The sequence below is a fragment of the Streptomyces sp. NPDC088097 genome, from assembly GCF_044741845.1.
Classification (GTDB): Bacteria; Actinomycetota; Actinomycetes; order Streptomycetales; family Streptomycetaceae; genus Streptomyces.
The window spans coordinates 172,620-198,520 of the sequence record NZ_JBIUTJ010000008.1 but is presented as its reverse complement, the minus strand read 5'-3'; the positions used below and the strand labels follow the sequence as shown (position 1 = coordinate 198,520).

Here is a 25,901-nt window from a genome sequence, read left to right as displayed (position 1 = left end):
ACCACGGCAAGGAAGGACCACGATGGACGCATGGCTGGTCGACCTGGACCGGGTCGACCCCCACGACATCAGCCCGCACTATCCCGAGGGCCTCACCGAGGAGGAACTGCGCCGCGGCGCCGAGTTCGTCCACGCCCGCGCCGCCCACCGCTTCTACCGGGCGCGCCTGACCGTCCGCCGGCTGCTGGCCGACCGGCTCGGACTGCCCGCCCACGAACTGCGCATCCACTACGACCCGGCCGGCAAGCCCTACCTGCCCGACCGGCCCGCCACCCACGTCAGCTGGTCCCGCTCCGACGGACTCCTCCTGCTCGGCGCCACCGAGAGCGGACCCATCGGCGTGGACGTGGAACTGGTCCGCCCCGCCACCGCGAACCTGGACGTGCTGGCCTTCGTCTACCCGGGCGTCCCGGCCGACGCGAGCCCCGAGACCTTCTTCCACGCCTGGACCCTGCTGGAGGCCTCCGTCAAGGCCACCGGCCGGGGCCTGACCGAAGGCGCCCGGGACGTCGACCTCGGCTTCGGCCCCGACGGGTCCGTCACCCTGCGCGGCATCACCGGCCACGGCGCCCCGCCCTGGTACGGACACACCGCGCTCCAGGCCACCCGGTCGGCCGCCCCGTGGGCCATGACCGCCTTCGTCTCCCACGAGCTGCGCCCCGTCACGGTCCTGCCCTGGCCGGACCCCGCCCGCGAGCTGGTACGGGCCGGGGCGCGGCCCGTGCTCACGGGGAGCTGAACTGCGGCGTGCCGTCCGGGGCGATGGACGAGAAGCCGGTGTACGCGACCAGCGCGGGCGGCACGGTCACCGAGCCGTCCGTGCACTGGTACTGCTCCAGGATCGCCACCAGCGTCCGGCCGACCGGCAGCGCCGACCCGTTGAGGGTCGCCGCGAACGCCTTGCGGCCGTCGCGGTCACGGACCCGGATGCCGGCCCGGCGGCCCTGGAAGTCCCCGCAGTCCGAGCAGGAGGAGATCTCCCGGAAGGTGCCCTGACCCGGCAGCCACACCTCGATGTCGTAGGTGCGGCGGGCCGCGAAACCGAGGTCGCCGGCGCGCAGCTCCACCACCCGGTGGGCCAGCCCCAGCCGGCGCAGGGCGCTCTCGGCGTGCCCGACGAGCAGCTCCAACTCCTCCCGCGAACGGTCGGGGTGGCAGATCCGCACCAGCTCCACCTTCTCGAACTGGTGCAGCCGCACCAGCCCGCGGGTGTCGCGGCCGTACGAACCGGCCTCCGCCCGGTAGCAGGAGGTGAACGCCGTCATGGCCAGGGGGAGGTGCGCCTCCTGGAGGGTCTCGCCCCGGTAGAGGTTGACCAGCGGGACCTCGGCCGTCGGGATCAGGAACAGGTCCCGGTCGGCGGCCGTCGTCAGGAACAGGTCGTCCTCGAACTTGGGCAGTTGCCCGGTGCCCGTCATCGACTCCCGGTTCACCAGGTGCGGCACCCCGTACTCGGTGTAGCCGTGCTCGGTGGTGTGCAGGTCCAGCAGGAAGGCCCCCAGGGCCCGCTCCAGGCGGGCGCCGGCGCCCCGGGTCACCGCGAACCGCGAGCCCGACAGCTTCGCCGCCCGGACCTGGTCCACGATCCCGAGCCCCGTGCCGATGTCGAGGTGGTCGCGGGGGGTGAAGTCGAAGCCGGGCGCCTCGCCCCAGGTCCGGCGCACCACCGGCGGATCGTGCTCGGTCCCGTCGGGCACCTGCGGGTAGGGCAGGTTCGGCACGGCCGACAGCAGCGTCGACAGGCCCTCCTCCACCTCCCGGTGCTCCTCCGTCACCAGCCGCAGCCGGTCCTTGGCCTGCTGGATCCGGGCCCGCTCCGCCTCGTCGGGCCTGATCCCGCTGCGGGCGGAGCGGTTCTGCTCGGCCCGCAGTTTGTCCCGCTCGGCGATCAGCCGGGCGCGCCGTTCGGTCAGGCCGCTCAGGGCGGCCCGGTCCAGGACGTGGCCCCGGCGGGCCAGTTCGGCCTCGGCCCCGTCGCGGAGCAGGAGGTGCGGATCGTGCATGACGGCTCCTCAGAGGTCGGGGGTGTCCTGCGCGGTGGCGATGGCCCGGTAGCGCTCGGGGGCGCGGGCCCTCAGCCACGCGGCGTAGCCGAGACCGCCCAGGGCGGCGACCGGCATCAGCCAGGGGATCCGGTTGACCCACACCGAGTCGGTGCCGGTGACCAGCGGGAAGTTGTCCAACAGCAGGTAGAGCGCGCCGGTCAGACCGACCAGCGCCAGGGCCGGCGCGAGCCGGGTCCGCCACCAGTGCGCGTCCGGATGCCGACGGAAGAAGACCAGCACCGCCACGGCCACGGCCGCCTGGAGACCGACGATCCCGACCGTGCCCAGCGCCAGCATGGTCGTCGCCAGGTTGGTGTACGGATGCGCGCCCGCCAGCGCGAACAGGGCGCAGACCACCGCCGTGGCCACCGACAGCACCACGCTCGCCCGGTACGGGGAGGCGTGCCGCGGGTGCACCCGGGACAGGGAGACCGGCAGCACCCGCTCGCGGCCCAGGACGAACAGGTAGCGGTTCGCGGCGGTGTGCAGCCCGAGCAGCGCCCCGAACAGGCTGGTGCACAGCAGCACCTGCATCACGCTCGTCGCGAAGGAGCCCAGGTAGTCGTCGGACAGGTGGAAGAACAGGTCGCCCAGCTCCGCCCCCGCCCGCTCCGCGACCCGGTCGGCGCCCACGGCCCCGACGGCCGCCCAGCTGATCACCGCGAAGAAGACGGTGATCAGCACCACCGAGGTGTAGGTGGCGACGGGCACGCTGCGCCGGGGGTCGCGGCTCTCCTCCCCGTAGAGCGCGGCCGCCTCGAAGCCCACGTAGGAGATCAGGGCGAACATCAGCGCCACCCCGAGGCCCGGGGAGAAGACGGTGTCGGGGCGGAACGCGGCGACGGGCAGGGTGTCCGCGCCGTGCCGGGCGCCGATGGCCAGCGCCAGCACGACCAGGACCGCCACCTCGGCGACCATCAGCACCGCGAGGAGCCGGGCGCTCAGGTCGATCCGCCGGTAGCCCATGACGGCGGTCAGCGCGAGCGCCCCGCCCGTCCACACCGGCCAGGGAGCCGCCAACCCGTGGGCGGCGGAGACCAGTTCGGCGAAGTAGCCGAAGGCCCCGGCCACGCCCGCGACGGCCGCCGTGTAGGCGAGGACCGCGGTCAGCCCGCCGGCGACGGCGAGCGGCCGGCCCAGGCCCTTGCCGATGTACGTGTAGAAGCCGCCCGCGCCGACCACGTGCCGGCTCATCGCCGCGTAGCCGACGGAGAAACACAGCAGGATCAGCCCGGCCAGCGCGAAAGTGGCGGGCACCCCGGCCCCGTTGCCGATGGCGTACGCCAGCGGGACCGAGCCCACCACCCCGGACATCGGGGCCGCCGCGGCGACCACGAGGAACACGATCCTGGGAGTGGTCAGGGTTCGCCGCAGCCCGGCCGGCTCCGCGGCCTCCGGGGCACGTCTCGCGGGGATCGTGGACGTCACCGGGTCACCTCGGGTGGGTGCGGATGATGTCGACGGCCTCGGGGATGCCCATGTACGGCAGCCGCACCTCGGCCATGTCGTCGGTCCACTGCTCGGCGAGGTCGTAGCGCTGCTTGGGCGTGGTCTCCAACAACCGGCAGCCGGGGAAGACCTCGTAGCCCTCCAACAGCTCCCGGTGCGCGCCCATCCCCTGCTGGAACAGTTCCTCGCGCTCCAGGACGAACTCCTCCGAGGGCAGCTCGTCCCACAGTCGGCGCCCGCGCCGGATCAGCTCGATCAGCCGCGGCCGGTAGGAGGGGTTGCGGGCCAGGTGCTCGCGGACGATGGAGCTGCCCACGGTCAGGTGGCGGATCTCGTCGATGGAGGCGCCGCGCGCGATCTCGGCGGCGGCCGGGTCCAGGAGGGTCCACTTGCGTTCGCTCAGCTCGGCGGCCGGTGCGAGGACCCCCTCGATGACGATGGTGAACACCGCGACGGCGCCGATGAAGTCGCCCTCGTCGCGCACCACGCCCGTGGCGAACTCCGCGATCGGGTTCAGCACCCGCCGCGTGTAGTCCGTGCCCTGCTCCTTGATGAAGCCCAGCAGCCCCGCCTCGGGCACTCCGAGGTCCACCAGGTGCTTGCGGAAGATCATCGCGTGCCGGGCCTCGTCGATCACCTGGGTCGCGAAGAACTCCTGCTCCACCACCCCGGGGGAGCCGATCACGTAGTGGGACAGCACCTCGACCGCGCGGGTCTCCGCCAGCGAGCGGTTGCCCAGCTCCAGGACGAGGGCCTCGCGCAGCGGCCCCTCCTCGCGCATGTGGTCCGGGGTGACGGCGTCGTGGCCGGCCTCGGCCCGACCGCGCAGGGTGCCCTGGGCCACGGCAGACAGCCAGTACCCCAGATCGCACTCTTCGGCGGTGAGGGTCATCTCCTGCGCCCCGTCGAGCAGGTTGGGAGCGCGGTCCCAGTCGGCCTCTACGGGGATCTGCGAAACGGTGGTCATGACACGACCTCACTGGTGGCGACGGATGCGGTGGAGTGGACGGGAGCTGCGGGAGTGACGGCCGCGCTGTGCATGCGGCCCGCGAAGCTGAGCATCGGAGCGCCGGGGGCGTGACCACCGCCCGTGACCTCGCCGAGGAGCATGTCGTGGTCGCCGACCTGGTGCCAGCCGAGCACCCGGCAGGCCATGTGGGCGAGGCTGCCGCCGATCAGCGGGGCGCCGGTCAGCGGATCGGTGGACCAGTCGAATCCCTCGAACTGGCCGTCGCCCGGCAGCCGGGCGGGGTCGGCGAAGCGCCGTGCCACGTCGCTCTGCGCCGAGGCCAGCACGTTCACCGAGAAGCGGCCCGCCCGGCGGACCATCCCCGCGAACGTGGACGCGGGGCGCAGGCAGGCGCCGAGGACGAGCGGCTCCCGGGACAGGGTGACCACGGCACTGGCGGTGGTGCCGTGCCGGACGCCGTCGCGGTTGACCGTCAGCACGGTCACGCCGGAGGCCAGCCGGCGCAGCGCCAGCCGGGCCGCCTCCGGATCCTCGTACCCCTCGTACCCCTCGGCGCCCACCGCGCCGGCGCGGTCCGTCAGCCACGCGGGATAGCGGCTCACCGGCTCGCCCCGACCGCGGGCGCGGGACCGGTGGCGGGCGCCGGGCCGGTGGCGGCGACGGTCGCGGGGTGCTCCTCGTACGGCAGCGGCACCGGGCCGTCGGTCGCCGAGCGGCGCTTGAGCATCGCCGTCACCTGGTCGACCAACGGGGTGGAGACCGGCTCGAAGGGGAGCCCGAAGGGCTTGAGGAAGTTCCCGAAGACGCCCCGGTCGCCGAACACGTGGAACGGCAGCGCCAGCAACGCCCACTCGGGGCCGATCAGCCACATCCACAGCACGCCCACCAGGGCCACGCTCAGCAGGCTGTGCATCGTGTTGTAGAGGACGTAGTAGCCCTTGGGGATGCGCCCGTCGGGGCTGCGCCGGTAGGCGATGGCGCCCGGGATGTAGCCGAAGAGGTCGATGTAGAGGAACAGGCCGATCGCCGGGATCCAGCGGATGTCGGTGAAGTGCCACAGGATCAGACCGATCGACACCGCGAAGGCGACCAGGTACTCGGCGCGGTGCAGGGTGAACGTGACCGGTGACTCCACCGGGTTCTTGATGTCCATGAGGGGTGTCCTTCCGGGGACGGCGGGCGGGCGGCCGGGGTCGCGCATCGCCGGACGCGGGGCGCCGGCGCGGTCGGTCAGGACAGCCGCAGGGGGCCGCCCGCGAAGTAGTCGGCCAGTTCGGCGGCGACGCTCGCGCGCGACGGCGGGTGGAAGGCCAGCGCGCGGACCGCCGAGGAGAGGTAGGCGACGTCGCCCGAGCGGATGAACGCCATCCCGCCGAGCATCTCCACGGCCTGGTCCACGCTCTGCGCGAGGAGGTCCTGGGCCGCGTAGCGGGCGGTGAGCACCGCCGCCACCGCCTCGTCCCCCTCCGTGCCGTCCTCCAGGGACCGGGCCGCGCCCTCCACCAGGGCCACCGCGGCGTCGGTGCGGACGGCGAGCTGGGCCCGCTCGGAGGCCGTGCCGCGCCCGCCGTCGAGCACCCGGGCGACCAGCGCGGAGGCGGCGCCCACGTAGGAGGAGGTGGCGAGCAGCTCGAACCAGGTGAACCCGGCCGTCTGCAGGTCGTCGAGGCGGTCGGCGTCCTCCGGGGTGCTGTGGATGACCAGCTCCTCGGGCACCGTCACGTCGGAGAGCACCACCTCGTCGGACTGCGAGCCCGCCAGTACGGGAGTGGCCCAGAACGGCCGGGTGGTGATGCCCGGCGAGGAGGCGGGGATCAACATCAGGGCCAAGCCGGAGCGCCCGTCCTCCCCGGTCACCTGCACGCTCGCCGTCAGCACGTCCATCGAACGCGACAGGCTGCACGGCTTCTTCGACCCGTTGACCAGGTAGCCGCCGGCGACGCGCTCGGCCACCACGGACGGCGTCAGGATGTTCTGGTCGGTCCGCCCCTCCGCCCACGCGGAGGCCAGCAACAGCCCCTCGGGGGCCACCGCCGACAACAGCTCCAACTGGGCCGGGGTGAGCCGGTCGGTGATCTCCGCCAGCCGGAACAGCATCGCCACGGTGAAGTGGTGCATCACCGTGGCCACGCCCAGCGAGGGCGAGACCGAGGCGATGGCCCGCTGGACCCGTACCGCCTCCAACGGGCTCGCCGCCGCCCCGCCGTACGCGGCCGGCACCAGCAGACCGGGGCCGCCGTGCTTGCGGTACAGGTCCAAGGCCGAGCTGTCCGCACCCTCCCTGGACGGACCCTCCGGGGCGGTGAGCGGCAGGTCTTCGAGTGCGTCGAGAAGACCTGCGTGGAAATGCTCGCAGATCCCGCGCGCTGTCGTCAGGGAACGCATCGCCGTGTTCTCCTCGGGCTCTCTCGGGAATTCTCCTGCGGACCGGGGAAGATTTCTTCGAGACCCCTGCGATCCGAAAGTCAATATTCGGAAAGCAGTGTTTCACCCACTGTCTGACTGAGGCCTGACGCCCATCTGACCAGTGTTTTCAACTGACTTGACCCTGACGGGCTGCTGACCGGGAGGGTCTGCGGCCCTTGTGGAGATCGGCCCGCCGTGCCATAAGTGGGGAAGTGTCGGCGCGAGAATGGATCTGAAATGACGGAAACAATTCTGGAGTCGGATGTGGCGCTCGACGCCATCCGGCAGTACGCGGACGCAGGAAATCCGAGCGCCTATTTCGCCTTCAGTGACGGGAACAGCTACTTCCGACTCCCGGACGGGCCCGGGATCATCGTCTACCGGGCCGTCGGCCGCTACCTGGTGCAGTTCGGCGGCCCCTTCGCCCCCTTCACCCCCGCCGGACCCGAAGGCCCCCGGGCCCGCCTGCTCGCCGCCTTCGTCGACTTCGCCGCCGAACAGGGCCGCGAGATCGTCTCCGTCCAGCTCCAGGGCGCGGACGCCGACGTCTACGTCGACCAGGGCTTCACCGTGAACCAGATGGGCTCCTCCTACGCCGTCGACCTGGAGACCTTCACCCTCGCCGGCACGAAGTTCATGCAGCTGCGCAACAAGATCTCCCGCGCCCTGCGCAGCGGTCTGGAGATCAGGGAAGCGCCCTACGAGGACCACGCGGAACAGATCGAGGCCCTCGACGGGGCCTGGCTCGCCACCAAGGGCGAGGGCGTCAAACCGCTGGAGTTCCTCGTCGGCCAGACCGGCGGACGCTACCAGTCGCTGCGCCGGGTGTTCGTCGCCGTCCAGGACGGCCGACTGATCGGCTACGTCTCCTACGCCCCGGTCTACGGACCGCAAGCGGGCTGGATGCACGACCTCAGCCGGCGGCAGCCCGACTCCCCGCCCGGGGTGATGGAGGCCCTCAACAAGGCCGCCATCGACGTCTTCACCGCCGAGGGGACCCGCTGGCTGCACTTCGGATTCACCCCCTTCACCACCCTGACGGCGCCCCAGTTCCCCGGGCACAGCCTGGGCTTCCACTGGTTCATGGAGCACCTGTGGGAGCACGGCGCGCACATCTACCCGGCGCGCACGCAGCTGGAGTACAAGCAGAAGTGGGCGCCCTCCGCGGTCCTGCCCGAGTACATCGCCTTCCAGCACCGGGCCTCCCTGCCCGCGCTGGTCCACGTCTTCCGCGCCTGCAACGCGGTCTGAGAGGAAGGTCCCCCGTGACCGAGGAGATCGAGAACCAGGGCCTGTTGGTCGTGGAGCGCTTCCAGGCCTGCGCGGCCGCGCCCGACGACCTGGAGGCGGCCCGCGCCTGCGACGAGGACCTGGCCCGCCTGGACGCCCTGCTGCGCGCCGCGACCTGAGCCCGGCCGGCCCTCACGCCCGCCCCGCGAACGCCCGAGCCCCCGTACGGATTCCCGTACGGGGGCTCGCGCGTCGTGGGGCCCGCCCGTCAGCGCAGGGCCGGCCGGGTACGGACCACCGTCCCGGACGGGCCGCGCACCAGCATCGGGCGCCGCCGCAGGGCGGCACCCGGCGCCGCCTCCACCGGCCCGGAGACCGGGGAGAGGCGGGCGAACAGGAGGTCCTGGACCAGCGGACCGGCCGGCCCGGCCCGCAGCTCGTGCCGCTCCTCCACCACCGTCCGGCGGTCCGACAGCAGCCCCTGGCCCGGCAGCGGCGCGGCCCGCAGGAGCGGCTCGGCGCGCCCCGCACCGTAGAGGCGCGAGGACAGGGCGCCGTCCCCCTGCCGGGCGAGGACCGCGACGAGCGTGAACGCGCAGCCGACCGGACCCGGCCCGGGCGGCCCCACCCGCACCGCCGCCCCCGAGGGGGCGACGGCGCGGACCCGGTCCAGCTCGATCAGCCAGTCGGCGTGGATGTCCAACCAGGACCCGCTGAGGGTGCGCCGCAGCAGGGCGCCCAACGCGCCCGCCAGCCGCCGCTCCGCGAGGTCGCGCACGGCGAGCGCGGGCCCGCCGGCCTCGTACGGGGGCACGTACTGGAACAGCCAGTCGTCGTCCGCCGTCCAGGACATCCGCAGGCCCAGGGTCCGCCCCGGGGCCTCCCGGAAACCGTCCGCGACCGGCGCGGGCACGGGCGGCAGGCCGACGAGCGCGAACCCGTGCGCGCGCAGCCCGTGCTCACTCGGCGAGGACACCGCTCTCAGCCCGCGGCGACGGGCGTGCGCTCGACGAGGTCCCGATCGGCACCGGTCCGGGCCAGGTCGAGGCGCTCGTCGAGGTGGCGGGCGGAGGAGTTGGCCCGCCACAGGGCGCCGCGGGCGATGCCGCGGCGCATGTAGGCGGTGTCCGCGATCGGGATGACCACGTTGTGGAACCAGCCCGCCGCGTGCTGGGAGTCGATGGTGATGTGCAGCCGGTGGTAGGTGATGCCGACCTCGGGCAGCCCGAGCCGCTCCCAGGCCTTCACCACGTTGCGGAACCGGTCGGGGGCCAGCCACTCGGTCATGCCGAGGAAGCCGACCGCCTCCGGGTAGAGGTGGCGGTAGCGGCACAGCAGCACGGCGAGGTTGCCGGAGTGCAGGTCGGTGGTGGTCATCGCGGCCTCAAGGTCCTCGGAACGGACGTCGAAGACCTCGTAGATCTTGTTGAAGAGGTGGGTGTGGACGGCCTCGGGGTCCCCGTTGCCCATCTCGTCCCAGTAGTTGCCGGCGATCTCCATCTTGCTGGCGCCGGCCGTGCCGATCTGCATCATCGCGAGGAAGTCGTCGAAGCGGCCGTCGATCAGCGACTCCTGGATCACGTAGGTGCGCAGGTCCGTCTCGCGCGCCTCCTGGTTGATGAAGTCGGTGTAGTAGGGGTGCTTGAAGGCGCGGTGCTTGCGGACCAGGCCCTTGAGCCAGGACAGGAACTGCTTCGGCTCGACGGGCGCGGACTCCAGCAGGCCGGGCTCCAGGTGGGCGTCCTCGGCGGCGAGGGTGGCGTTCTCCAGGAGACGGGTCACCTCGTGCAGCAGGACCGATCCCTCGGCGGAGGGCTGCGACGGTATCTGCATCACCGTCTGGTAGATCCGCGACAGCAGGAGCTGCTGGTGGTAGTGGGCGTCGTCGCGGTCGGGGCCGGACACCGCCGCGGCGTTCAGGTCGGTGACCGCCTCGACGACGCGGGCGCGCTCGCCCAGGAACTTGGCGTCGATCTCGTCGGCGTCCACGGTCAGCCAGGAGGTGACCTCCTCCACGAGCGCGGCGGCTTCGGTCCTGCGGATCGTGGGAACGTTGGGGCTGTCGCTGCTGGGCAACTGCGTCTCCATGTCTCTCGGGGTCGCTCGGGAGAACGACGCCTGTTCGGGTCGCGCCGGGTCGGGGAGGGGAACGCGGTTCCGTCGACGGGGACCCGCGGGCGGGAGCGCCGAAGCACACGGTCGCTCCGCGAGTCCGAGGACGAGGTGGGCGCCGAAGGGGACCGGGCCGCGACGGGCGGGGGCCCCTCATGCCAAAGACACGCGCACCCCTTGATCGGACCGGGATGCGCGTGCCTGGGATGAGCACCTGCGGAGAGGGCAGGATTCGAACCTGCGTGGGCAGAGCCCGTCCGACGAGTAACCCCGCCGGACCCCATTGGGCCGCTTTGGGAACCTCTCCAACGGCCTTTCTCTGGCATCAGCTTGGCACGGGGCGGCTGACACGCTGCTGATGGATATCTGAGAGGGAAAGGGAATCATCCGTCAGGGGCCCATCAGCGGCCGCTGGGATAGTGAGGGGCGATCGAGCCACGTCACCAGATGCCAGGGGAGTTCCAGTGAGTGCCGAGACCACGAAAATCGCCGTATCGCGTCTCTACAACGACGAGAACGGCGAATCGCATTTCATCGACGAGCAGCTGGAGCTCACCGCCGTCAATTTCGCCCCGCCGGCGCCGCCCATCTTCGTCTCCGAGGGAGTCGCCGCCAAGCAGGCCGTCTACCTCTTCCTCCCCGCGGGCTACGTGGGCGACTTCCACCCGGCGCCGCGCCGCCAGATCATGACCCTGGTCAGCGGTCTGCTGGAGTGCGGGGTCAGCGACGGCACCTGGCGCACCTTCACCCCCGGCAACACCCAGCTGGTCGAGGACACCCAGGGCAAGGGCCACGCCACCAAGGCCCTGGAGGACTGCGTGATGATCGTTTCGCAGCTCGACTGAGCGGGGACGGGGACCACGGACGGCGGGCGCTGACGCGCCCGACCGTCGAAGGCCCACGCGGAAGGGGCACGGGCCGACGGCCCGTGCCCCTTCCGCGTGGCGGCCCGGCCGCGTCAGCCCTTGACGTAGCCGAAGCTCTCGACGATCAGACCGCCCTCCAGGCGGGTCACGTTCACCCCGCGCACGAAGTCCTTCGGGCCGGTGCCCCAGCGAAGCGTCCAGCGGCAGACCGCCCGCTCGCCCGCCACCCAGACCTCCTCGACCTCGAAGGCGGCGCCCTCGTTGCCCGCGATCGAGCTCCAGAACTGGAGGCATTCGTCATATCCGAGGTGCACGGAACCGTCCGGGGCGGGACCGGAGTTCTCCAGCCGGCAGTTCTCGGCGAGGAGGTCCTTCAGAAGGCCCGGATCGTGCTGCTGGAATGCCTGGTTGAACTGTTCGATAACCTTGCGTGTCTGCTCGTCGGACATCGGGACTCCTCATGTCTCATGGCTCGGCACGGGCGGCCCGCCGGTCGGACCGGGCCACAGGGAAAGTAATACAGTCCCATGGGTCCCGGCGTCCAAGTCTCCGGCCGTTCCGGCCATTTGAGTCAGTCGCACGTCAGTACCCGACATCTAACTTCGTACTATGACCACAGCAGACAGTGCGCCTCTCGCATTGGCCTATCAGCAGGCCACCGAATATCTGGCGGGTCTCGCCGATCGGCCGGTGGGTGCCACTGCCGGCTCCGAACAACTGCTGAAAATGTTCGGTGGCCCGCTGCCAGCCGGTCCCGGCGAGGCGACCGAGACCATCGAACTGCTCGGCCGGGCCGTCGCCGAGGGCGGCATCCCCACCGCCAACGGCCCCCGCTACTTCGGCTACGTCACCGGCGGCACCCTGCCCGTGGCCATCGCCACCGACTGGCTCGTCTCCGCCTACGACCAGACCGCCAGCCTCTACAACCTCTCGCCCGCCATCGCGGTCGCCGAGGACGTCGCCGCGCAGTGGGTCCTGGAACTCCTCGGCCTGCCCGCGCACGCCTCCGTCGGCTTCCCCACCGGCTGCACCATGGCCCACCTGACCTCCCTGGCCGCCGCCCGCCACAAGCTCCTCGCCGAGGTGGGCTGGGACGTGGAACGCGAAGGGCTCGGCGGAGCGCCCGACGTGGCCATCGTCGCCGGCGCCCAACACCACATGACCATCGACCTCGCCGCCCGCTACCTCGGCTTCGGCACCGCGCGCATCCGCAACGTCCCCGTCGACGACCGCGGCCGGATGGTCCCCGCCGAACTGGAGGCCGTCCTCGCCGACATCGAGGGGCCGGTCATCGTCTGCGCGCAGATCGGCGACGTCAACTCCGGCGCCATCGACCCCGTCGGCGAGATCTGCGACATCGCGCACCGCCACGGGGCCTGGGTCCACGTCGACGGAGCCTTCGGCCTGTGGGCCGCGGCCAGCCCGAAGCTGCGACCCCTCGTCGCGGGCGTGGAGCGCGCCGACTCCTGGGCGCTGGACGCCCACAAGTGGCTCAACGTGCCCTACGACTGCGGCATCGTCGTCATCGCCCACCCCGAGGCCCACCGCGCCGCCATGCTCAACGAGCGCGCCGGCTACCTGCCGCCCGGCACCGACGGCGAGCGCGACGCCATCGAGTGGGTCCCCGACTTCTCCCGCCGCGCCCGCAGCCTGCCCGTCTGGGCCGCGCTGCGCTCCCTGGGCCGCGCCGGCGTCGCCGACCTCGTCGAACGCTGCTGCGCGCACACCCGACGCTTCGCCGAACTGCTCGCCGACGTGCCCGGCGTGGAACTCCTCAACGACGTGGTCCTCAACCAGCTGATGGTCCGCTTCGGCGACGACGACCGGGTGACCCGCGAGGTCATCGCCCGGATCCAGCGCAGCGGCACCTGCTGGTTCGGCGGCACCCTCTGGGAGGGCCGGGCCGCCATGCGGATCTCGGTCGTCAACTGGCGCACCACCCGCGAGGACGTGGACCGCAGCGCCCAGGTCATCCGCGAGGCACTGGCCGCCGAGCTCGCCGCCTCCTGACCCTTCCCCCGAAGGACCCCCCGAAGGACCGCCACCCCCCGAAGAGCGCCGGGCCCGCCACCGCGGGTCCGGCGGTCGGCGTACGGGGGTCTGCGTACGGGGGTCTGCGTACGGGCGCCCGTCGTGTGGGCGCTCAGGAGATCCCGTAGCGGGCCCCGATGCCCGCCACCACCAGGCGCAGGCCCTCCTCGAAGCCCTCCTCGTAATCCTGGAAGAGGTCCGCGCCGGCCGCCGCCGAGAGCGGGAAGTCCGCCAGGCGCGCGGCGCGCTCCTCGATGTCGAAGCCCTCGCGGCGTTCGCCCGGCAGCGGCTCGACGCCCTGCTCCTCGGTGACGAAGCCGAGGGTGAAGAAGTAGGCCGTGGTGGTGGCGCGGACGGCCTGTCCCGGGGTGAAGCCGGCGTCGACGAGGGCGCGCAGGGTCTCCTCCATGTGGACCGCGTGCTCCGTGCCGGTGAAGCGGGAGCCGCTGAAGACCTTCGCGCCGTCGCGGTAGCGCAGCAGGGCCGCGCGCAGGCTCCGGTTGGCCGCGAGGAGCCGCTCCTGCCAGCCGGCGTCCTCGGGCAGGCGTCCCTGCGCGAACATCCGGCGGGACATCTCCGTCGCCATCTCGTCGAGCAGCTCGCGCTTGTTCTTGAAGTGCCAGTACAGGGCGGGCGCCTGGACGTTCAGCTCCCGGGCGATGGCCCGCAGGGTGAGCCCGTCGAGGCCCACCTCGTTCAGCAGCCTCAGGGAGGTGTCGACGGCCTGGCGCTTGTCCAGCTTGGGGGTTTTCCGGTTGTCCACGCTTGACAGCTTAACAGCATTAAGTGCATCCTCCGGAGGTAGGTGACTTAACAACGTTAAGGAGATGTCGTGGACACGGACGTACTGATCGTGGGCGCGGGCCCCGCCGGACTCGCCCTCGCCGTGGACCTGGCCCGACGCGGGACGCGCGCCCTCGTCGTGGAGCGCTCCGCCGCCCTGTTCCCGGGGTCGCGGGGCAAGGGCGTCCAGCCCCGCACCCTGGAGGTCTTCGACGACCTCGGCGTGTACGGGGCGATCCGGGAGGCGGGCGGCCCCTACCCGGTGGGGATGGTCTGGAAGGACGGCGAACGCCAGGGCGAGCACCGGATGTTCGACGAGAGCGAGCCGGCCGAGGGCTCCCCGTACGAGGACCCCTGGATGGTCCCGCAGTGGCGCACCCAGGAGGTGCTGGCCGCCCGGCTGGCCGAACTGGGCGGGGGGATCGCCTTCGGCCGGGAGCTGGTGGGGATCGCGCAGGACGCCGACGGGGTGACGGCCTCCTTCGCCGCCGGCGGCCCGCTCCGCGCCCGCTACGCGGTGGCCGCCGACGGCGGGCGCTCCACCGTCCGGCGGGCCCTCGGGATCACCATGAGCGGCGAGAGCGTCGACCCGGACACCGTCCTGGTGGCCGACGTCCGGCTGACCGGCCTCGACCGCGAGCACTGGCACCTCTTCGCGCCGTCCGAGGGGGAGGGTTTCCTCTCGATCTGCCCCCTGGCCGGGACCGAGGACTTCCAGGTCGCGGCGCAGGTCCCGGGGGGCGCCCGGGCCGACCTGTCCCTCGACGGCGTCCGGACCCTGATCGCGGCCCGCTCGCACCTCGCCCCCGAGGCGGTCACCGAGGTGCGCTGGGCCTCCGACTTCCGGCCGAACGCCGCCATGGCCGACCGCTTCCGCGAGGGCCGCGTCTTCCTTGCCGGGGACGCCGCCCACGTGCACTCGCCCGCGGGCGGCCAGGGGCTCAACACCAGCGTCCAGGACGCCTACAACCTCGGCTGGAAGCTGGCCGCGGTGGTGACCGGCGCGGCCCCGGCGTCCCTCCTCGACTCCTACGAGGAGGAACGGCTGCCCGTCGCCGCCGACATGCTCGGCCTGTCCACCCGGGTCCACCGCGGCGAGACCCGGCGCGGAGCGGCCACCCGGCAGCTCGGTCTCGGCTACCGGGGGTCGTCCCTGGCGGAGGAGACCCGCACCGGGCTGTCCCAGGGCGCCCTGCGCGCGGGCGACCGGGCGCCTGACGGGGTCCTCGACGGCGTACGCCTCTTCGACGTGTTCCGGGGCCCGCACTGGACGCTGGTCACCGTCGGCGCGGGCGCACCGGAGCCGGGGGAGCGGTTCGAGCGCTCCGGCGTCCGTACCGTGCGCATCCCGTCGTACGGGGTCTACGGCGACGGGGTGTTCCTCGTCCGCCCGGACGGCTACGTCGGATGGGCGGGCGACTCGGCGCGGGGGGCGGAGCGGTACGCGGCCCGGGTGGGCGTCGCCTGACGGGCGGTCAGCCGGCGACGAGGGTCCGGGCCGGCCAGTACGGCTCGTCCTGGAGCAGCATCGGGTCGTGGGTGAGGATCGCCCGCTCGTACTGGCTCAGCACGGGGGAGGGTTCGATGCCCTGTGACTCGATCATGTTGTGTCGGCACTGGCGGTAGACGGTCAGCGCGTCCAGTTGCCGGCCGGAACGGTACAGCGCCCGCATGAGCAACATGCAGAACTGCTCGTTGTTCGGGTTGCGCGAGTAGAGCTCCGTCAGCTCCGGAAGAATTCTCTCGTGGCCGCCGGTGCGGAGTTCCAGGTCGTACAGCAGGATGAGTGCCGAATTCCTCGCCTCCTGATATCGAGTGGAGGCGGTCCGGCAAATCGGCCCGCCGGCCAGTCCGCCGAATACCGGTCCCCGCCAGCGAGAAAGTCCCTCGCGGAGATCGGCGATGTTCTGGCGGTGTCCGGAGACGGTGTCGTCCCCGGTTCTCCCGTGGATCGCGTCCACGGTGTCGAGGAATAAATAGGCGTCGAGCTCCCATCGGTCGAAGAGGAACATGTAGCCGGAGGTGCTGGTCACCACCCTCGATCCCTCCCGGTCCGGCTCTACGGCCGCCAGGGTCCTGCGAACCCTGCTGACCTGGGCCTGGAGGGCATTCTCGACTTTGGCGGGGGGTGTGGTCCCCCAGAGTTCGAGGATGAGGGAGTCGACCGTGACGAGCGATCCGCCGGCCGCGAGCAGCGTCGCCAGAAGCGTCTGCTGCATGGCGCCACCGAGTCGTACGGCGACTCTCTGTTTCATTATTTCCATGGAGCCTAGAACTGAGAACAGCAACACAAACATCTCCCCGCGAGATGGAAAGAGAACGGTGTCGTGTGCACTGGCGCCGGTCGTTCGATACGGCCGCTTGGGGAACTCTTTGCTTTTACCTGAAGCTTTCGAAATTCCTAGTGGACCGATCGGTCCCGACCGTACTTGGTCAAGTAGGAACATGTCAATGAAGCCACAGCCCCCACAAAATGCCGCACTAGGGAGCAAACGCGACAAGGCCGTGCAACACGTCCGGCGCCGGATGCGGGGGATCCAATGGGTGCGCCGGAAGCGTTGCACGGCCGTTCAGGGGGTGGCGGTGGCGCGAAGCCGCCGCCCGCGGTGGGGCGGCGGCCGGGTCCCTACGGTCAGGCCGTGGCCTTCACGCGGTGGCGGGCGGCGCCCGCCAGGGCCACGAGGGTGACGGCGAGGGTGATGGCGGTGACCGTCCACAGGCCGGCCCGGTAGGGCGCGGTCCCGCCGGTGGAGAGGGAGAAGACGGTGGCGGTGATGGCGATGACCACACCGTTGCCGATCTGGGCGCCGGCGTTGAACAGGCCCGACACCAGGCCCTGCTCGTCGGGCTCGGCGGTGCCGACGGCCGCGATGTTCAGGGCCGGGTAGACGGCGGCGAAGCCGAGGCCGCCGAGCAGCTGCTGCGCGAACAGGGTGACCAGCGGGTCGACCTGACCCAGGAGCAGGACCCAGCCGAGGTAGCCGACGCTCAGCAGCACCAGGCCGCCGGTGGCCACCGGCCAGGCGCCGTACTTGGTGACCATCGCGGCGCCGTAGCGGGCGGTGCCGGCGGTCAGTACCCCGCCGAGGAGGAAGGCGAGACCGGCTTCCAGGGGGCTCCAGCCCAGCTGCTCCTGGTAGTAGAGGGTCAGCACGAACTGGAAGGAGACGTAGGCGCCGAAGAAGAGCATGCAGACCAGGGCGCGGGTCAGCTGGCCCTTGCGGAAGACGGCGAGCGGGACCAGCGGCGCCGGGTGGCGGCTCTCGACGAGGGCGAACAGCGGGAAGAGGACGGCGGCGGCGACGAGCGCGCCGATGGTCTGGCCGTCGGCCCAACCATCGCTGGCGGCCCGGCTGAGCCCGTAGACGAGGGCGATCGCGCCGGCCGTGACGGTGACGGCGCCCAGGATGTCGAGGCTGCCGCTCTTGCCCTTCTCCTGCTGCGCGGGCACCACGGAGGCGGCGAGCAGCGCGACGAGGACGCCGGCGACGGCGGGGGCGAAGAGGACCAGGCGCCAGGAGATGCCGGCCATCAGGCCGCCGAGGATCAGACCGAGGGAGTAGCCGGCGGAGGCCACGGCCAGGAAGGTGCCCAGTGCGCGGTTGCGTGACTGCTCGTCACGGAAGGCGTCCAGCAGGATCGCCATCGCGGCGGGCGCGGTGATGCCGGCGCTGATGCCCTTGAGCAGTCGGGCGACGACCAGCAGGACGCCGTTGTCGGCGATGCCGCCGAGGACGCTCGCGACGACGAACAGGGCCAGGAAGCCGATCAGCAGCTTCTTGCGGTCGTAGAGGTCGGCGAGCCGGCCGCCGAGGAGCAGGAAGCCGCCGAAGCCCAGGGCGTAGGCCGACACGACCCACTGGAGGGCGGAGGTGGACATCCCCAGGTCCGCCTGGACCAGGGGGAGGGCCGGGCCCATCGAAGCGATGTCCATCGCGTCGAGGAACTGCACCGCGCACACGACCAGGAGCAGCAGCGGAAGGTTCTTGACCGCCGGTGTGGAAGGCAACGTCCGTGCGATGGGGGGAGAGGTCGGTGATGCCTCGGTCATGATCAGACTCCGATCGGAGTGTTCGTCGGAAGCAGTGGCCGCAGCCTGGGAAAATGACGGACCGATCAGTCCGGGACTGATCGGTCCATTTCTAGCGCCCACAAACCCCTGTGTCAAACGTATGCTGGGAACCGCGGGGGAGAGGGGAAGGAGTTCAGACATGGCGCGTACACCGGCACCAGGTACGAGGCGACGCATTCTGGAGGCCTCGGCCAAACTCTTCGGTGAGCAAGGGGTCCGGGCCGTCGGCATGCAGCAGGTGATCGACGCGACCGGAGTGGGGAAGAGCCTGCTCTACCGCGAGTTCGCCAGCAAGGACGAACTCATCGCCGCCTGGCTGCGCGAGAGCGACGCGCAGTGGTGGGAGCGGGCCGAAGAGGTCACCTCCCCGTACAGCGGGGACCCGGTCCGCCAGATCCTGGCGTTGATGGAGTTCTTCCACACCAGCGTGCGGGACCCGGACTTCCACGGCTGCATCTACTACAACACCTCCAGCGAGTTCCGCGACCCCGAGCACCCGGGCCGTCGCGAGGCGACGCTGCACCTCAAGGGGCTGCGCAACTGGCTCCGCGACATGGGGGCCCAGGCCGGCGCCGAGGACCCGGAGGACCTGGCCGACAGCCTCATGCTGATCGTCGGCGGGGTGCTCTCCAACGGCGAGGTCCTCGGATCGAACGGCCCCGCCAGGATGGCGATGGCCACCACCGAGCTGGTGCTGCGCCACCACTGCGCCGACGCGATGGCGGCCGCCGCCTGACGGAGGCCCGCCGCAGCGAACGGCCCCACGGCACTGGGATGCCGCGGGGCCGGTTTGTGTGCGCATCCGGCGTCGTCAGGGCGCCGGAACGCCGGTGGGCGTGGGCCGGGCCGGACGGACCGCCACACCGTGCTCCTCGTAACCGTCGTTGTAGGCGAACGACGCCGGCATCCGGTCGTGGAACTGGTAGTCGGCCTGAATCCGCCCGTCCTCGGCGAGCACGACGATGTCCTGCCCGGACATCTCCATCTCGCCCGTGGCCCCCGAGACCATCACCCAGTTGAACCGGACGACGTCGTGGTGGCCGGTGGCGTTGTTGGCGGACCGGAACTCGTAGCCCATCGGCCCGTACACCTCGTGCGTGTAGGCCAACTGCTCCAGGAGCGCCTGGTGCCCCCGGACCGGATCCTTGCGGTAGAAGACGTAGGTGCAGTCCGGCGCGTACAGCTCCCGCACCCGCTCGCGCCGGCGGTCCGCGTCGGTCTCGTTCCACAACGCGACGTAGCGCGCCAGGAGTTCATTCGGTCGGTACGGCATGGGGTGAACCTCCGGTTCCTTGCGGGACGAGGCCGCCCGCTCAGCCCGTCGCGGTGTACCGCGACAGCGACTGGGACAGGTCGGCCGTGAGGGCGCGGGCGTGGTCCCGCAGGTAGTAGTGGTCCCCGGGGAAGGTCCGGCACCCCAGGAACTCCGCGGTCCGACCGGACCACGCACGCATGGCGCCGGGCGCGAGGAGGGGGTCCTCCCGGCCCTGGTAGGCGACGACCGGAGCGCCCACGACGGCCCCGTCGTCCCGGTGGTCGGCGCACACCGCGCCGTCCGCGGCCATCGCCCGGACCGCCTGCGCCAGCAGCTCCGGATCCGCCTCCACGCCGGCGGGCAGCCCGCCCAGCAGGCGCAGCGCCGCCAACGGGTCCGAGGACAGCGCCGCCGGAGCCGAGAACCCGGTCGGCGCCCACCCCGACACCGCGAGCAGCGCCGGCGCGGGCAGGGCGCGCCGCTCCAGCTCGACCGTGAGCCGGTAGCCGAGCAGCGCCCCCATCGAGTGGCCGAACACCGCGTACGGCCGCCCGTCCCAGTCCTGCGCGACCACCTCGGCCAGCGCCGCCACCAGCGGCTCCAGCCGGGTGTACGGAGCCTCGCGCCGCCGCTCCTGCCGGCCGGGCAGCTGCACGGCCCGGCAGGCCACCGCCGCGCCCAGCTCCGCCGGCCACGCGCGGTACATCGAGGCGCCGCCCCCGCTGTGGTGCAACAGGAACAGCCGTACCCCGGCGTCCGGTTCGGGCTCGGCGGGGTGCAGCCAGCGCCCCGCGTCCCGGACCTCGGGCAGCGGGTCGGCGTACGTCCCGCCGCGCGGGGCGGCCACGGCATCGACAGCGTCCACGGCGTCCACGGCGGCTACGCGGCGGGGGGCGCGGCCGGGGTCGGTGCCCCGGCTCCCGCCCCGGCGACGGCGCCCAGGTGGTTCTCCCGCAGCACCCGCCGCAGCACCTTCCCGGTGGGATTACGCGGCAGGGTCGCCAGGAGGTCGTACCCCGTGGGGATCTTGAACCCGGCGATCCGGCCGTTCAGGAACCGCAGGAAGTCGCGCGGCGTGGCCTCGAATCCGGGCCGCAGCACCACCGCGGCCCGTACGGCCTCGCCCCACTCGGTGTGCGGGACTCCGTACACCGAGACCTCGGCGACCGCCGGGTGGGCTCGCAGGGCATGCTCGACCTCCATCGGATAGATGTTCTGACCCGCGACGATGACGGTGTCGTTGACCCGGTCGACCAGGAACAGGTAGCCGTTCTCGTCGATCCGGCCCATGTCGCCCATCGACAGCCACGCCCCGTCCTCGCCCGACAGGGACCGGGCCGTCACCTCCGGCAACTGCCAGTACCCCAGGAACCGCGCCGGGCTCTTGATCACCACCCGGCCCACCTCGCCCACCGGGACCTCCCGACCCTCCCCGTCCAGGATCCGCACCTCGTTGCCGGGGCAGACCCGCCCCGCCGAGGAGAGGACCTCACTGTCGGCGGTGTGGTCGGAGGGTGCCAGACACGTCACGAAACTGCCGGCCTCCGCCGAGGAGTAACCCTGGGCCAATGCGCAGCCCAGGACGTCCATGCAGGTCAGGAGCAGTTCGCGGTCGATGGGGGAGCCGCTGTAGACCACCTTGCGCAACGAGCGGAAGGTCTCGGAGCTGGTGCCCCGCTCGGTCAGCATCAGCCGCAGCATCGCGGGCGCCGCCCACAGCGTCGTGATCGCGTGGCGCTCGATCAGCCGGGTCGCCTCGTCGGCGACGAACTGACGCATGATCACCGTGGTGGCGCCGGCGTTGAAGGAGTGCATGAACCAGCCGAAGCCGGAGGTGTGCAGGCCGGGGAAGCAGCTCAGCCCCCGGTCCTCGGGCCGCCAGTCGATCCAGTCCACCCCCGCCGCGCGGGTGTCGGCGATGAAGGTGAAGAAGGTCCGCTGCGCCAGCACCACCCCCTTGGGCAGCCCCGTCGTCCCGCTCGTGTAGAGCTGCGCCACCGCGTCGTCGAAGCCGACCGACCCGGCCGTGGGCGGTTCCGTGTCGGGCCGGCCCGCCTTCCAGTCGAGGAACCCGCCCGCCACGTGCCGGTCGGAGTCCATCTCCACGACCTGCCCCAGTCGGGGCAGCAGCGGGCGCAGCTTGTCCACGAGCGGGAGGAACTCCCGCTCCACGAAGAGCAGTTCGGCCTGCGAGTCGCGCAAGATGTGCTCCACCTCGCCGACCGTGAGCCGCGAGTTCACCGGCACCAGCACCGCGCCGCCCTTCGCGCAGCCGAGCGCCAGGTCGTAGTAGTGCTCCGACTCCCGGCCCAGGTAGCCCACCCGGGCGCCCGCACCCAGCCCGGCCGCCGCCAAGGCGTGCGCGGTCCGGTTGCTCTCGCGGTGCAGCTCGGCGTAGGTCAGGACGCGGTCCTCGCAGATCACCGCCGGCTGGTCGGGGCGGGTCCGGGCGTGCAGGGCCGCGCGGGCGGCGAGGGTCCGGTCCTCCGTACGGTCGTCCATGGGGGTTCCCTTGTCTCGTGGCTCGGATGCTCTGGGGGCGGGAGGGGGAGCGGGCCTCACGGGACGGGCACCGGCACGGGCTCGGGCACGGACCCCGACCCGGGCTGCGACCCGGGCTGCGGCCCCGACTCCGGCGCGGGCTCGTCCTCGGGGGCCAGGCGCAGCGAGAGCAGTTCGGCCAACTCCTCCACCGAGGGGTGGTCGAAGACGGCCGAGGAGGCCACCGCCACCCCCAGCCGGTCCTGGAGGCGGGCGCTCAACGTGATCGCGGTGAGCGAGTCCACGCCCAACTCCAGGAAGCTCGCCCGGGTGTCCACGTACTGCGCGTCCTCCACGGCCAGCAGCGCCGCGACCGTCCCGCGCACCAGTGCGACCAGCGCGGACCGGCGCCCGGCCGGGTCCGCGGCCCGCAACAGCGCCACGTCCACCGCGAGCGCCGCCGACTCGGCGCCGCGGTCCGCGCCCGGATCCGGGGCGTCCGCCTCCAGCGGGCGGTCCGGCAGTCGGGTGAAGCCCATCCCCGACAGCTCCATGACCGGCCGGCCGGCCCCGTCCCCGGCGCCGCCCTCCAACAGCAGCACGTCCAGGGTGAAGGCGGCCGCGCCGTCGGATTCCCGCTCGGGACGCGTCACGCGCGCCGCCGAGCGCAGCAGTTCCCCGCGCGGCTTCTTGAAGGAGCGCAGCCGGGCCACGCTCGTGGCCACGTACCGGTGCCCGTCGTCGGCCAGGACCGACAGGCCGTGCGTGGCCCCGTCCAGCAGGGGCGGCGGCAGGTGTTCCGCCCGCGAGACCTCCCCGCCGGACAGCTCGGTCACGGCGAAGTCGGGGCCGTACGCCGCCACCCGCCGGGCCCGCCGGAACTGCGGACCGTACTCCAGGCCGGCCCGCGCGTACGCCGCGCGCACCCCGTCGGCGTCGAGCACCCGGCTCGGCGGCTCCTGCTCCGCCTCCACCGCCTCCACCGCGTCCAGCAATCCGAGCAGCCCGAGCGGCCCCCGCCCCCGGCCCGGGCCCGCCGGGTCGTCGCCGGACCGGTCGGCCCGCGCCGCGATCGAGGCCGTGGCGTGCAGCCGCTCCCCGGAGGCGTCCCCGGGGGCGTCCGCGGCCCGGCTGGAGACCTCCACCACGAGGCGCCCGTCCGCTTCGGGCCGCACCCGGGTCAGCAACGAGGTCGGCCGGTCGGACAGGAACAGCGCCTCGTGGAAGCGGACGTCCTCCACCGCCCGGCCCGTGTCCCCGTGGACCTCGTCCTGCACGGCGAGCAACAGCTCCAGGTAGGCCGACGCGGGCAGGAACACCCGGCCGCCGATGGTGTGGTCCGCCAAGTAGGCGGGCTGCTCCGCGCTGATCCGGGCGGTGAACTGCCGTACGCCGTCGACCCGTTCGCCCTCGCGGCCCAGCAGCGGATGCCCCTCGGCCCCCGCCCCCGGCCCGGTCGGCCGGGTCGGCAGCCGGTAGCGGCGCCGGTCGAAGGCGTACCCCGGCAGCGGGACGCGGCGCCCCGGCCGGCCCGCGTACACCTGCGGCCAGGCGAGGTTCAGCCCGGCCGTGTAGGCGCCCGCCAGCGCGGTCTCCAGGGCGGCGCCCGTCGTGTCCTTCGCGCGCAGCCCGCTCAGCCAGCGGTGTTGCTCCTGCGGTATGCACCGCCGGGCCAGGGAGGTGAGCGCCGAGGACGGGCCGACCTCCAGGAACACGTGCCGGCCGCGCGCGGCGACCGTACGCACCCCCTCCGCGAACTCCACCGTCCCCAGCGCGTGCCGCACCCAGTACTCGGGCGTCGCCACCTCGCGCGGGTCGGCGATCCGCCCCGTCAGGTTCGACACGAACGGCAGCAGCGGCTCCCCGAAGGAGATCCCGCGCAACACCTCGGCCAGCGGCTCCGCGATCCCCGCCATCAGCGGCGAGTGGAACGCCGCCGTCACGTGCAGGGGCGTCACCGTCCACCCCGGGGCCCGCAGCGCCTCCACGGCCTCGGCCAGCTCCCGGGCCCCGCCCGAGACCACGCACTGGGACGGCCCGTTGACCGCCGCGACCGCCAGCTCCGGCCAGGCCGCCAGCAGCGGCCGGACCTCCTCCACGGGCGCGGCCACCGCGGCCATCCCGCCCGGGGCCGGCACCGACTCGATCAGCAGGGCGCGGGCGGCGAGGAAGGCCGCCCCGTCGGCCAGGGAGAACAGCCCGGCCACCGTCGCCGCGGCGATCTCCCCGACGCTGTGCCCGAGCAGCACGCTCGGCCGCACCCCCCACGACATCCACAGCCGGGCTAGCGCGTACTCCAGGGTGAAGAGCGCCGCGTGCGTGAAGGACGTACGGGCCAGGGTCTCCTCGGCGTCCGGCGCCTCGCCGAACATCACCGCCCGCACCGAACGCCCCAGCAGCGGGGCGAACAGCGCGTCGCACTCGTCCACGTACCGGGTGAAGACGGGGAAGCGCCCGTACAGGGACCGCCCCATCCCCACGTACTGCGAACCGGACCCGGTGAACAGGAAGGCCACCTTGCGGAAGGCGTCCGGCTTCTCCTCACCGCGCACGGGAGCGCTCCACCGCTCCAGGTGCGCGCCCAGCTCCTCGACCGAGGAGACGGCCGCCGCCGCCCGGTGACGGAAGTGCGAGCGGCCCGTGGCCCGGGTGCGGCACAGGTCGGCGAGCGGGGTCCCGGGGTGCGCCGCGAGGAACCGGGCGTACCGCTCGGCCTGGAGCCGCAGCGCGGGCCGCGACTTCGCCGACAGGGTGAACACCTCCCCGTACGGTCCTCCGCGCCCGGCGGCCTCCGGTTCCCGCGCGTCGCCCGACGGTTCCTCCGGCTCCGCGACCCGGGGGGCCTCCTCCAGCACGGCCACCGCGATGGCCCCGGCGACCCCGAAGCCGTTCACCGTGGCCCGCCGCACCGGGGCGTCCCAGGGGCGCTCCTCCATGGCCGGCGCGATGGGGTAGGTGTCCCACGGGATCCGCCCCGAGAGGTTCTGCCACACGTGCGGGAAGAAGGTCCCGGTACGCATCTGCGTGATCACCTTGATGATGCCGCCCAGCCCGGCCGCGGGCTCCATGTGCCCGATGTTCGCCTTGAGGGAGCCGATGACCAGGGGGTGGTCCGCGTCGTGCGAGGCCCCGAAGACGCCGTTGACCGAGCCCAACTCGATCGGGTCGCCCAGCGGGGTCCCCGTCCCGTGCGCCTCCACGTACTGGATGTCGCCCGGCTCCAGCCGCGCGTTGGCCAGCGCCGCCCGCATCACGGCCTCCTGCGCCGTGCCGTTGGGCGCGCTCAGACCCGCGCTCTCTCCGTCCTGGCCGATCGCGGTCCCGCGCACGAGCGCCAGTACGCGGTCCCCGTCCGCCAGCGCGTCCGAGAGCCGCTTGAGGACCAGGGCCCCGCAGCCCTCCGCGCGCGCGTAGCCGTCCGCGCTCTCGTCGAAGGTCTTGCAGTGCCCGTCCGGGGCCAACATCTGGCCGTGCGAGAGGATCACGAACGAGCGCGGACTGTGCAGCGCGTTCACCGCCGCGCACAGCGCGATCCCGCACTCGCGCCGCCGCAGCCCCTCCACCGCCAGGTGCAGGGCGGTCAGCGAGGCCGCGCACGCCGTGTCCGTGGTCAGGCTCGGACCGCGCAGGCCCAGGAAGTAGGAGAGCCGGCCCGACATCGAGTAACCGCCGAGGCCGGTGGTCAGGCTCCCGTCGAGCTGCTCGTCCGACAGGCCCTCCAGCTCCAGCGCGAAGTCCAGCGGCGAGGCCCCCACGTACACCCCGCCGTCGCCGTGGCGCAGCACGGTCGGGTCGATGTTCGCGTCCTCCAGGGCCTCCCACACCGTCTCCAGCAGCAGCCGCTGCTGCGGATCGACGAAGGGCGCCTGCCGGGGCGGAATGTTGAAGAACTGCGCGTCGAACTCGTCTATCCGGTCAAGGAATCCACCGGCGGCGGCCGTGATGTCCCCGTCCGCGACCTCCGGCACCCAACGGTCGCGCGGCAGCGGGCCTATTCCGGAACGGCCCTCCCGCAGGAAGGATTCGAGATCGGAAAGAGAACGGTTCTCGCCGGGCAGTCGCATTCCGACGCCGACCACGGCGATCGGCTCGTACTTTTCCAGGAGGAATCGTTCCAGCTCCGTGTCCTGCCGACGGACCTTTTCCTCGGCGGCTTCGAGCCTTTCCCGAATTCCCGGCGTTCGCGGCATGGCGGCCGTTC

At 72.6% G+C, this 25,901-nt stretch carries 23 protein-coding genes and 1 tRNA gene; 7 read left to right on the top strand and 17 right to left on the bottom strand.

What is annotated here, in order from left to right:
* Positions 1–22 precede the first annotated feature (22 nt).
* Positions 23–739, top strand: a complete 717-nt coding sequence (locus ACIOD1_RS23325; protein ID WP_401904372.1) for a 4'-phosphopantetheinyl transferase family protein — start codon at positions 23–25, stop codon at positions 737–739.
* Here the strand turns inward: ACIOD1_RS23325 and serS are convergent.
* The 6 genes from serS to ACIOD1_RS23295 form a co-directional block, all read right to left on the bottom strand.
* Positions 726–2,003 carry a serine--tRNA ligase gene (gene serS, locus ACIOD1_RS23320; RefSeq protein WP_401904370.1) on the bottom strand — a complete coding sequence of 426 codons (1,278 nt, stop codon included), beginning with the start codon at positions 2,001–2,003 and terminating at the stop codon, positions 726–728. The genes ACIOD1_RS23325 and serS overlap by 14 nt on opposite strands.
* A gap of 9 nt (positions 2,004–2,012) precedes the next feature.
* Positions 2,013–3,473 (bottom strand): APC family permease, encoded by a 1,461-nt coding sequence (locus tag ACIOD1_RS23315; protein ID WP_401904367.1) that lies wholly within the window; start codon positions 3,471–3,473, stop codon positions 2,013–2,015.
* A gap of 4 nt (positions 3,474–3,477) precedes the next feature.
* Positions 3,478–4,461 carry a VlmB-like protein gene (locus ACIOD1_RS23310; RefSeq protein WP_365622557.1) on the bottom strand — a complete coding sequence of 328 codons (984 nt, stop codon included), beginning with the start codon at positions 4,459–4,461 and terminating at the stop codon, positions 3,478–3,480.
* Positions 4,458–5,066 carry a flavin reductase family protein gene (locus ACIOD1_RS23305; protein ID WP_365622555.1) on the bottom strand — a complete coding sequence of 203 codons (609 nt, stop codon included), beginning with the start codon at positions 5,064–5,066 and terminating at the stop codon, positions 4,458–4,460. The genes ACIOD1_RS23310 and ACIOD1_RS23305 overlap by 4 nt, the downstream gene beginning before the upstream one ends.
* Positions 5,063–5,617: a hypothetical protein gene (locus ACIOD1_RS23300; RefSeq protein WP_365622553.1), complete on the bottom strand. Its 555-nt coding sequence runs from the start codon at positions 5,615–5,617 to the stop codon at positions 5,063–5,065. Before ACIOD1_RS23300 ends, ACIOD1_RS23305 begins: the two co-directional genes overlap by 4 nt.
* A 77-nt stretch (positions 5,618–5,694) precedes the next feature.
* On the bottom strand, positions 5,695–6,849 hold the full coding sequence (locus tag ACIOD1_RS23295) for an acyl-CoA dehydrogenase family protein (protein ID WP_365622551.1): 1,155 nt from the start codon (positions 6,847–6,849) through the stop codon (positions 5,695–5,697).
* Positions 6,850–7,107: 258 nt separating this feature from the next.
* Between ACIOD1_RS23295 and ACIOD1_RS23290 the strand changes: the two genes are divergently transcribed.
* Positions 7,108–8,121, top strand: coding sequence for a DUF2156 domain-containing protein (locus tag ACIOD1_RS23290; protein WP_365622549.1), 1,014 nt, complete (start codon positions 7,108–7,110; stop codon positions 8,119–8,121).
* 14 nt (positions 8,122–8,135) lie between these two features.
* Positions 8,136–8,279 carry a hypothetical protein gene (locus ACIOD1_RS23285; RefSeq protein ID WP_401904363.1) on the top strand — a complete coding sequence of 48 codons (144 nt, stop codon included), beginning with the start codon at positions 8,136–8,138 and terminating at the stop codon, positions 8,277–8,279.
* Between the two features lie 89 nt (positions 8,280–8,368).
* On the opposite strand, the gene ACIOD1_RS23280 is transcribed toward ACIOD1_RS23285, so the two are convergent.
* The 3 genes from ACIOD1_RS23280 to ACIOD1_RS23270 form a co-directional block, all read right to left on the bottom strand.
* Entirely contained in the window at positions 8,369–9,076 is a 708-nt protein-coding gene (locus ACIOD1_RS23280) for a hypothetical protein (RefSeq protein WP_365622545.1), read from the bottom strand.
* A gap of 5 nt (positions 9,077–9,081) precedes the next feature.
* Positions 9,082–10,176 carry an iron-containing redox enzyme family protein gene (locus tag ACIOD1_RS23275; RefSeq protein WP_401904361.1) on the bottom strand — a complete coding sequence of 365 codons (1,095 nt, stop codon included), beginning with the start codon at positions 10,174–10,176 and terminating at the stop codon, positions 9,082–9,084.
* A 253-nt stretch (positions 10,177–10,429) separates the two neighbouring features.
* Positions 10,430–10,519 (bottom strand) — tRNA-OTHER (locus ACIOD1_RS23270).
* Positions 10,520–10,676: 157 nt separating this feature from the next.
* Between ACIOD1_RS23270 and ACIOD1_RS23265 the strand changes: the two genes are divergently transcribed.
* On the top strand, positions 10,677–11,057 hold the full coding sequence (locus ACIOD1_RS23265) for a hypothetical protein (RefSeq protein ID WP_365622541.1): 381 nt from the start codon (positions 10,677–10,679) through the stop codon (positions 11,055–11,057).
* 113 nt (positions 11,058–11,170) lie between these two features.
* Here the strand turns inward: ACIOD1_RS23265 and ACIOD1_RS23260 are convergent, their stop codons facing one another.
* The gene (locus tag ACIOD1_RS23260) at positions 11,171–11,527 is read right to left on the bottom strand and encodes a nuclear transport factor 2 family protein (protein WP_401904360.1); all 357 of its coding nucleotides are present in this window, start codon (positions 11,525–11,527) and stop codon (positions 11,171–11,173) included.
* Between the two features lie 160 nt (positions 11,528–11,687).
* Here ACIOD1_RS23260 and ACIOD1_RS23255 point away from each other — a divergent pair, with 160 nt between their 5' ends.
* The gene (locus ACIOD1_RS23255) at positions 11,688–13,088 is read left to right on the top strand and encodes an aminotransferase class V-fold PLP-dependent enzyme (protein WP_365622537.1); all 1,401 of its coding nucleotides are present in this window, start codon (positions 11,688–11,690) and stop codon (positions 13,086–13,088) included.
* Positions 13,089–13,221: 133 nt separating this feature from the next.
* On the opposite strand, the gene ACIOD1_RS23250 is transcribed toward ACIOD1_RS23255, so the two are convergent.
* Positions 13,222–13,872 carry a TetR/AcrR family transcriptional regulator C-terminal domain-containing protein gene (locus ACIOD1_RS23250; protein ID WP_401904358.1) on the bottom strand — a complete coding sequence of 217 codons (651 nt, stop codon included), beginning with the start codon at positions 13,870–13,872 and terminating at the stop codon, positions 13,222–13,224.
* Between the two features lie 69 nt (positions 13,873–13,941).
* Between ACIOD1_RS23250 and ACIOD1_RS23245 the strand changes: the two genes are divergently transcribed.
* Positions 13,942–15,360 (top strand): FAD-dependent oxidoreductase, encoded by a 1,419-nt coding sequence (locus ACIOD1_RS23245; RefSeq protein WP_401904356.1) that lies wholly within the window; start codon positions 13,942–13,944, stop codon positions 15,358–15,360.
* Between the two features lie 7 nt (positions 15,361–15,367).
* Here ACIOD1_RS23245 and ACIOD1_RS23240 read toward each other — a convergent pair whose 3' ends face one another.
* Positions 15,368–16,111: an AfsR/SARP family transcriptional regulator gene (locus tag ACIOD1_RS23240; protein ID WP_365622531.1), complete on the bottom strand. Its 744-nt coding sequence runs from the start codon at positions 16,109–16,111 to the stop codon at positions 15,368–15,370.
* Between the two features lie 413 nt (positions 16,112–16,524).
* A complete protein-coding gene (locus tag ACIOD1_RS23235) occupies positions 16,525–17,901 on the bottom strand; it encodes an MFS transporter (RefSeq protein WP_365622529.1) in 1,377 nt (458 codons plus the stop codon).
* Between the two features lie 202 nt (positions 17,902–18,103).
* On the opposite strand from ACIOD1_RS23235, the gene ACIOD1_RS23230 reads away from it, so the two are divergent.
* Positions 18,104–18,700: a TetR/AcrR family transcriptional regulator gene (locus ACIOD1_RS23230; protein ID WP_365622527.1), complete on the top strand. Its 597-nt coding sequence runs from the start codon at positions 18,104–18,106 to the stop codon at positions 18,698–18,700.
* A gap of 75 nt (positions 18,701–18,775) precedes the next feature.
* Here ACIOD1_RS23230 and ACIOD1_RS23225 read toward each other — a convergent pair whose 3' ends face one another.
* The 4 genes from ACIOD1_RS23225 to ACIOD1_RS23210 are packed head-to-tail and all read right to left on the bottom strand — an operon-like array spanning position 18,776 to position 25,890.
* The gene (locus tag ACIOD1_RS23225) at positions 18,776–19,237 is read right to left on the bottom strand and encodes a nuclear transport factor 2 family protein (RefSeq protein WP_365622525.1); all 462 of its coding nucleotides are present in this window, start codon (positions 19,235–19,237) and stop codon (positions 18,776–18,778) included.
* Positions 19,238–19,277: 40 nt separating this feature from the next.
* Positions 19,278–20,084 (bottom strand): thioesterase II family protein, encoded by an 807-nt coding sequence (locus tag ACIOD1_RS23220; protein WP_401904353.1) that lies wholly within the window; start codon positions 20,082–20,084, stop codon positions 19,278–19,280.
* A 14-nt stretch (positions 20,085–20,098) separates the two neighbouring features.
* Positions 20,099–21,721, bottom strand: a complete 1,623-nt coding sequence (locus ACIOD1_RS23215; RefSeq protein WP_365622522.1) for a long-chain-fatty-acid--CoA ligase — start codon at positions 21,719–21,721, stop codon at positions 20,099–20,101.
* 56 nt (positions 21,722–21,777) lie between these two features.
* The gene (locus tag ACIOD1_RS23210) at positions 21,778–25,890 is read right to left on the bottom strand and encodes a type I polyketide synthase (RefSeq protein ID WP_401904352.1); all 4,113 of its coding nucleotides are present in this window, start codon (positions 25,888–25,890) and stop codon (positions 21,778–21,780) included.
* Positions 25,891–25,901 lie beyond the last annotated feature (11 nt).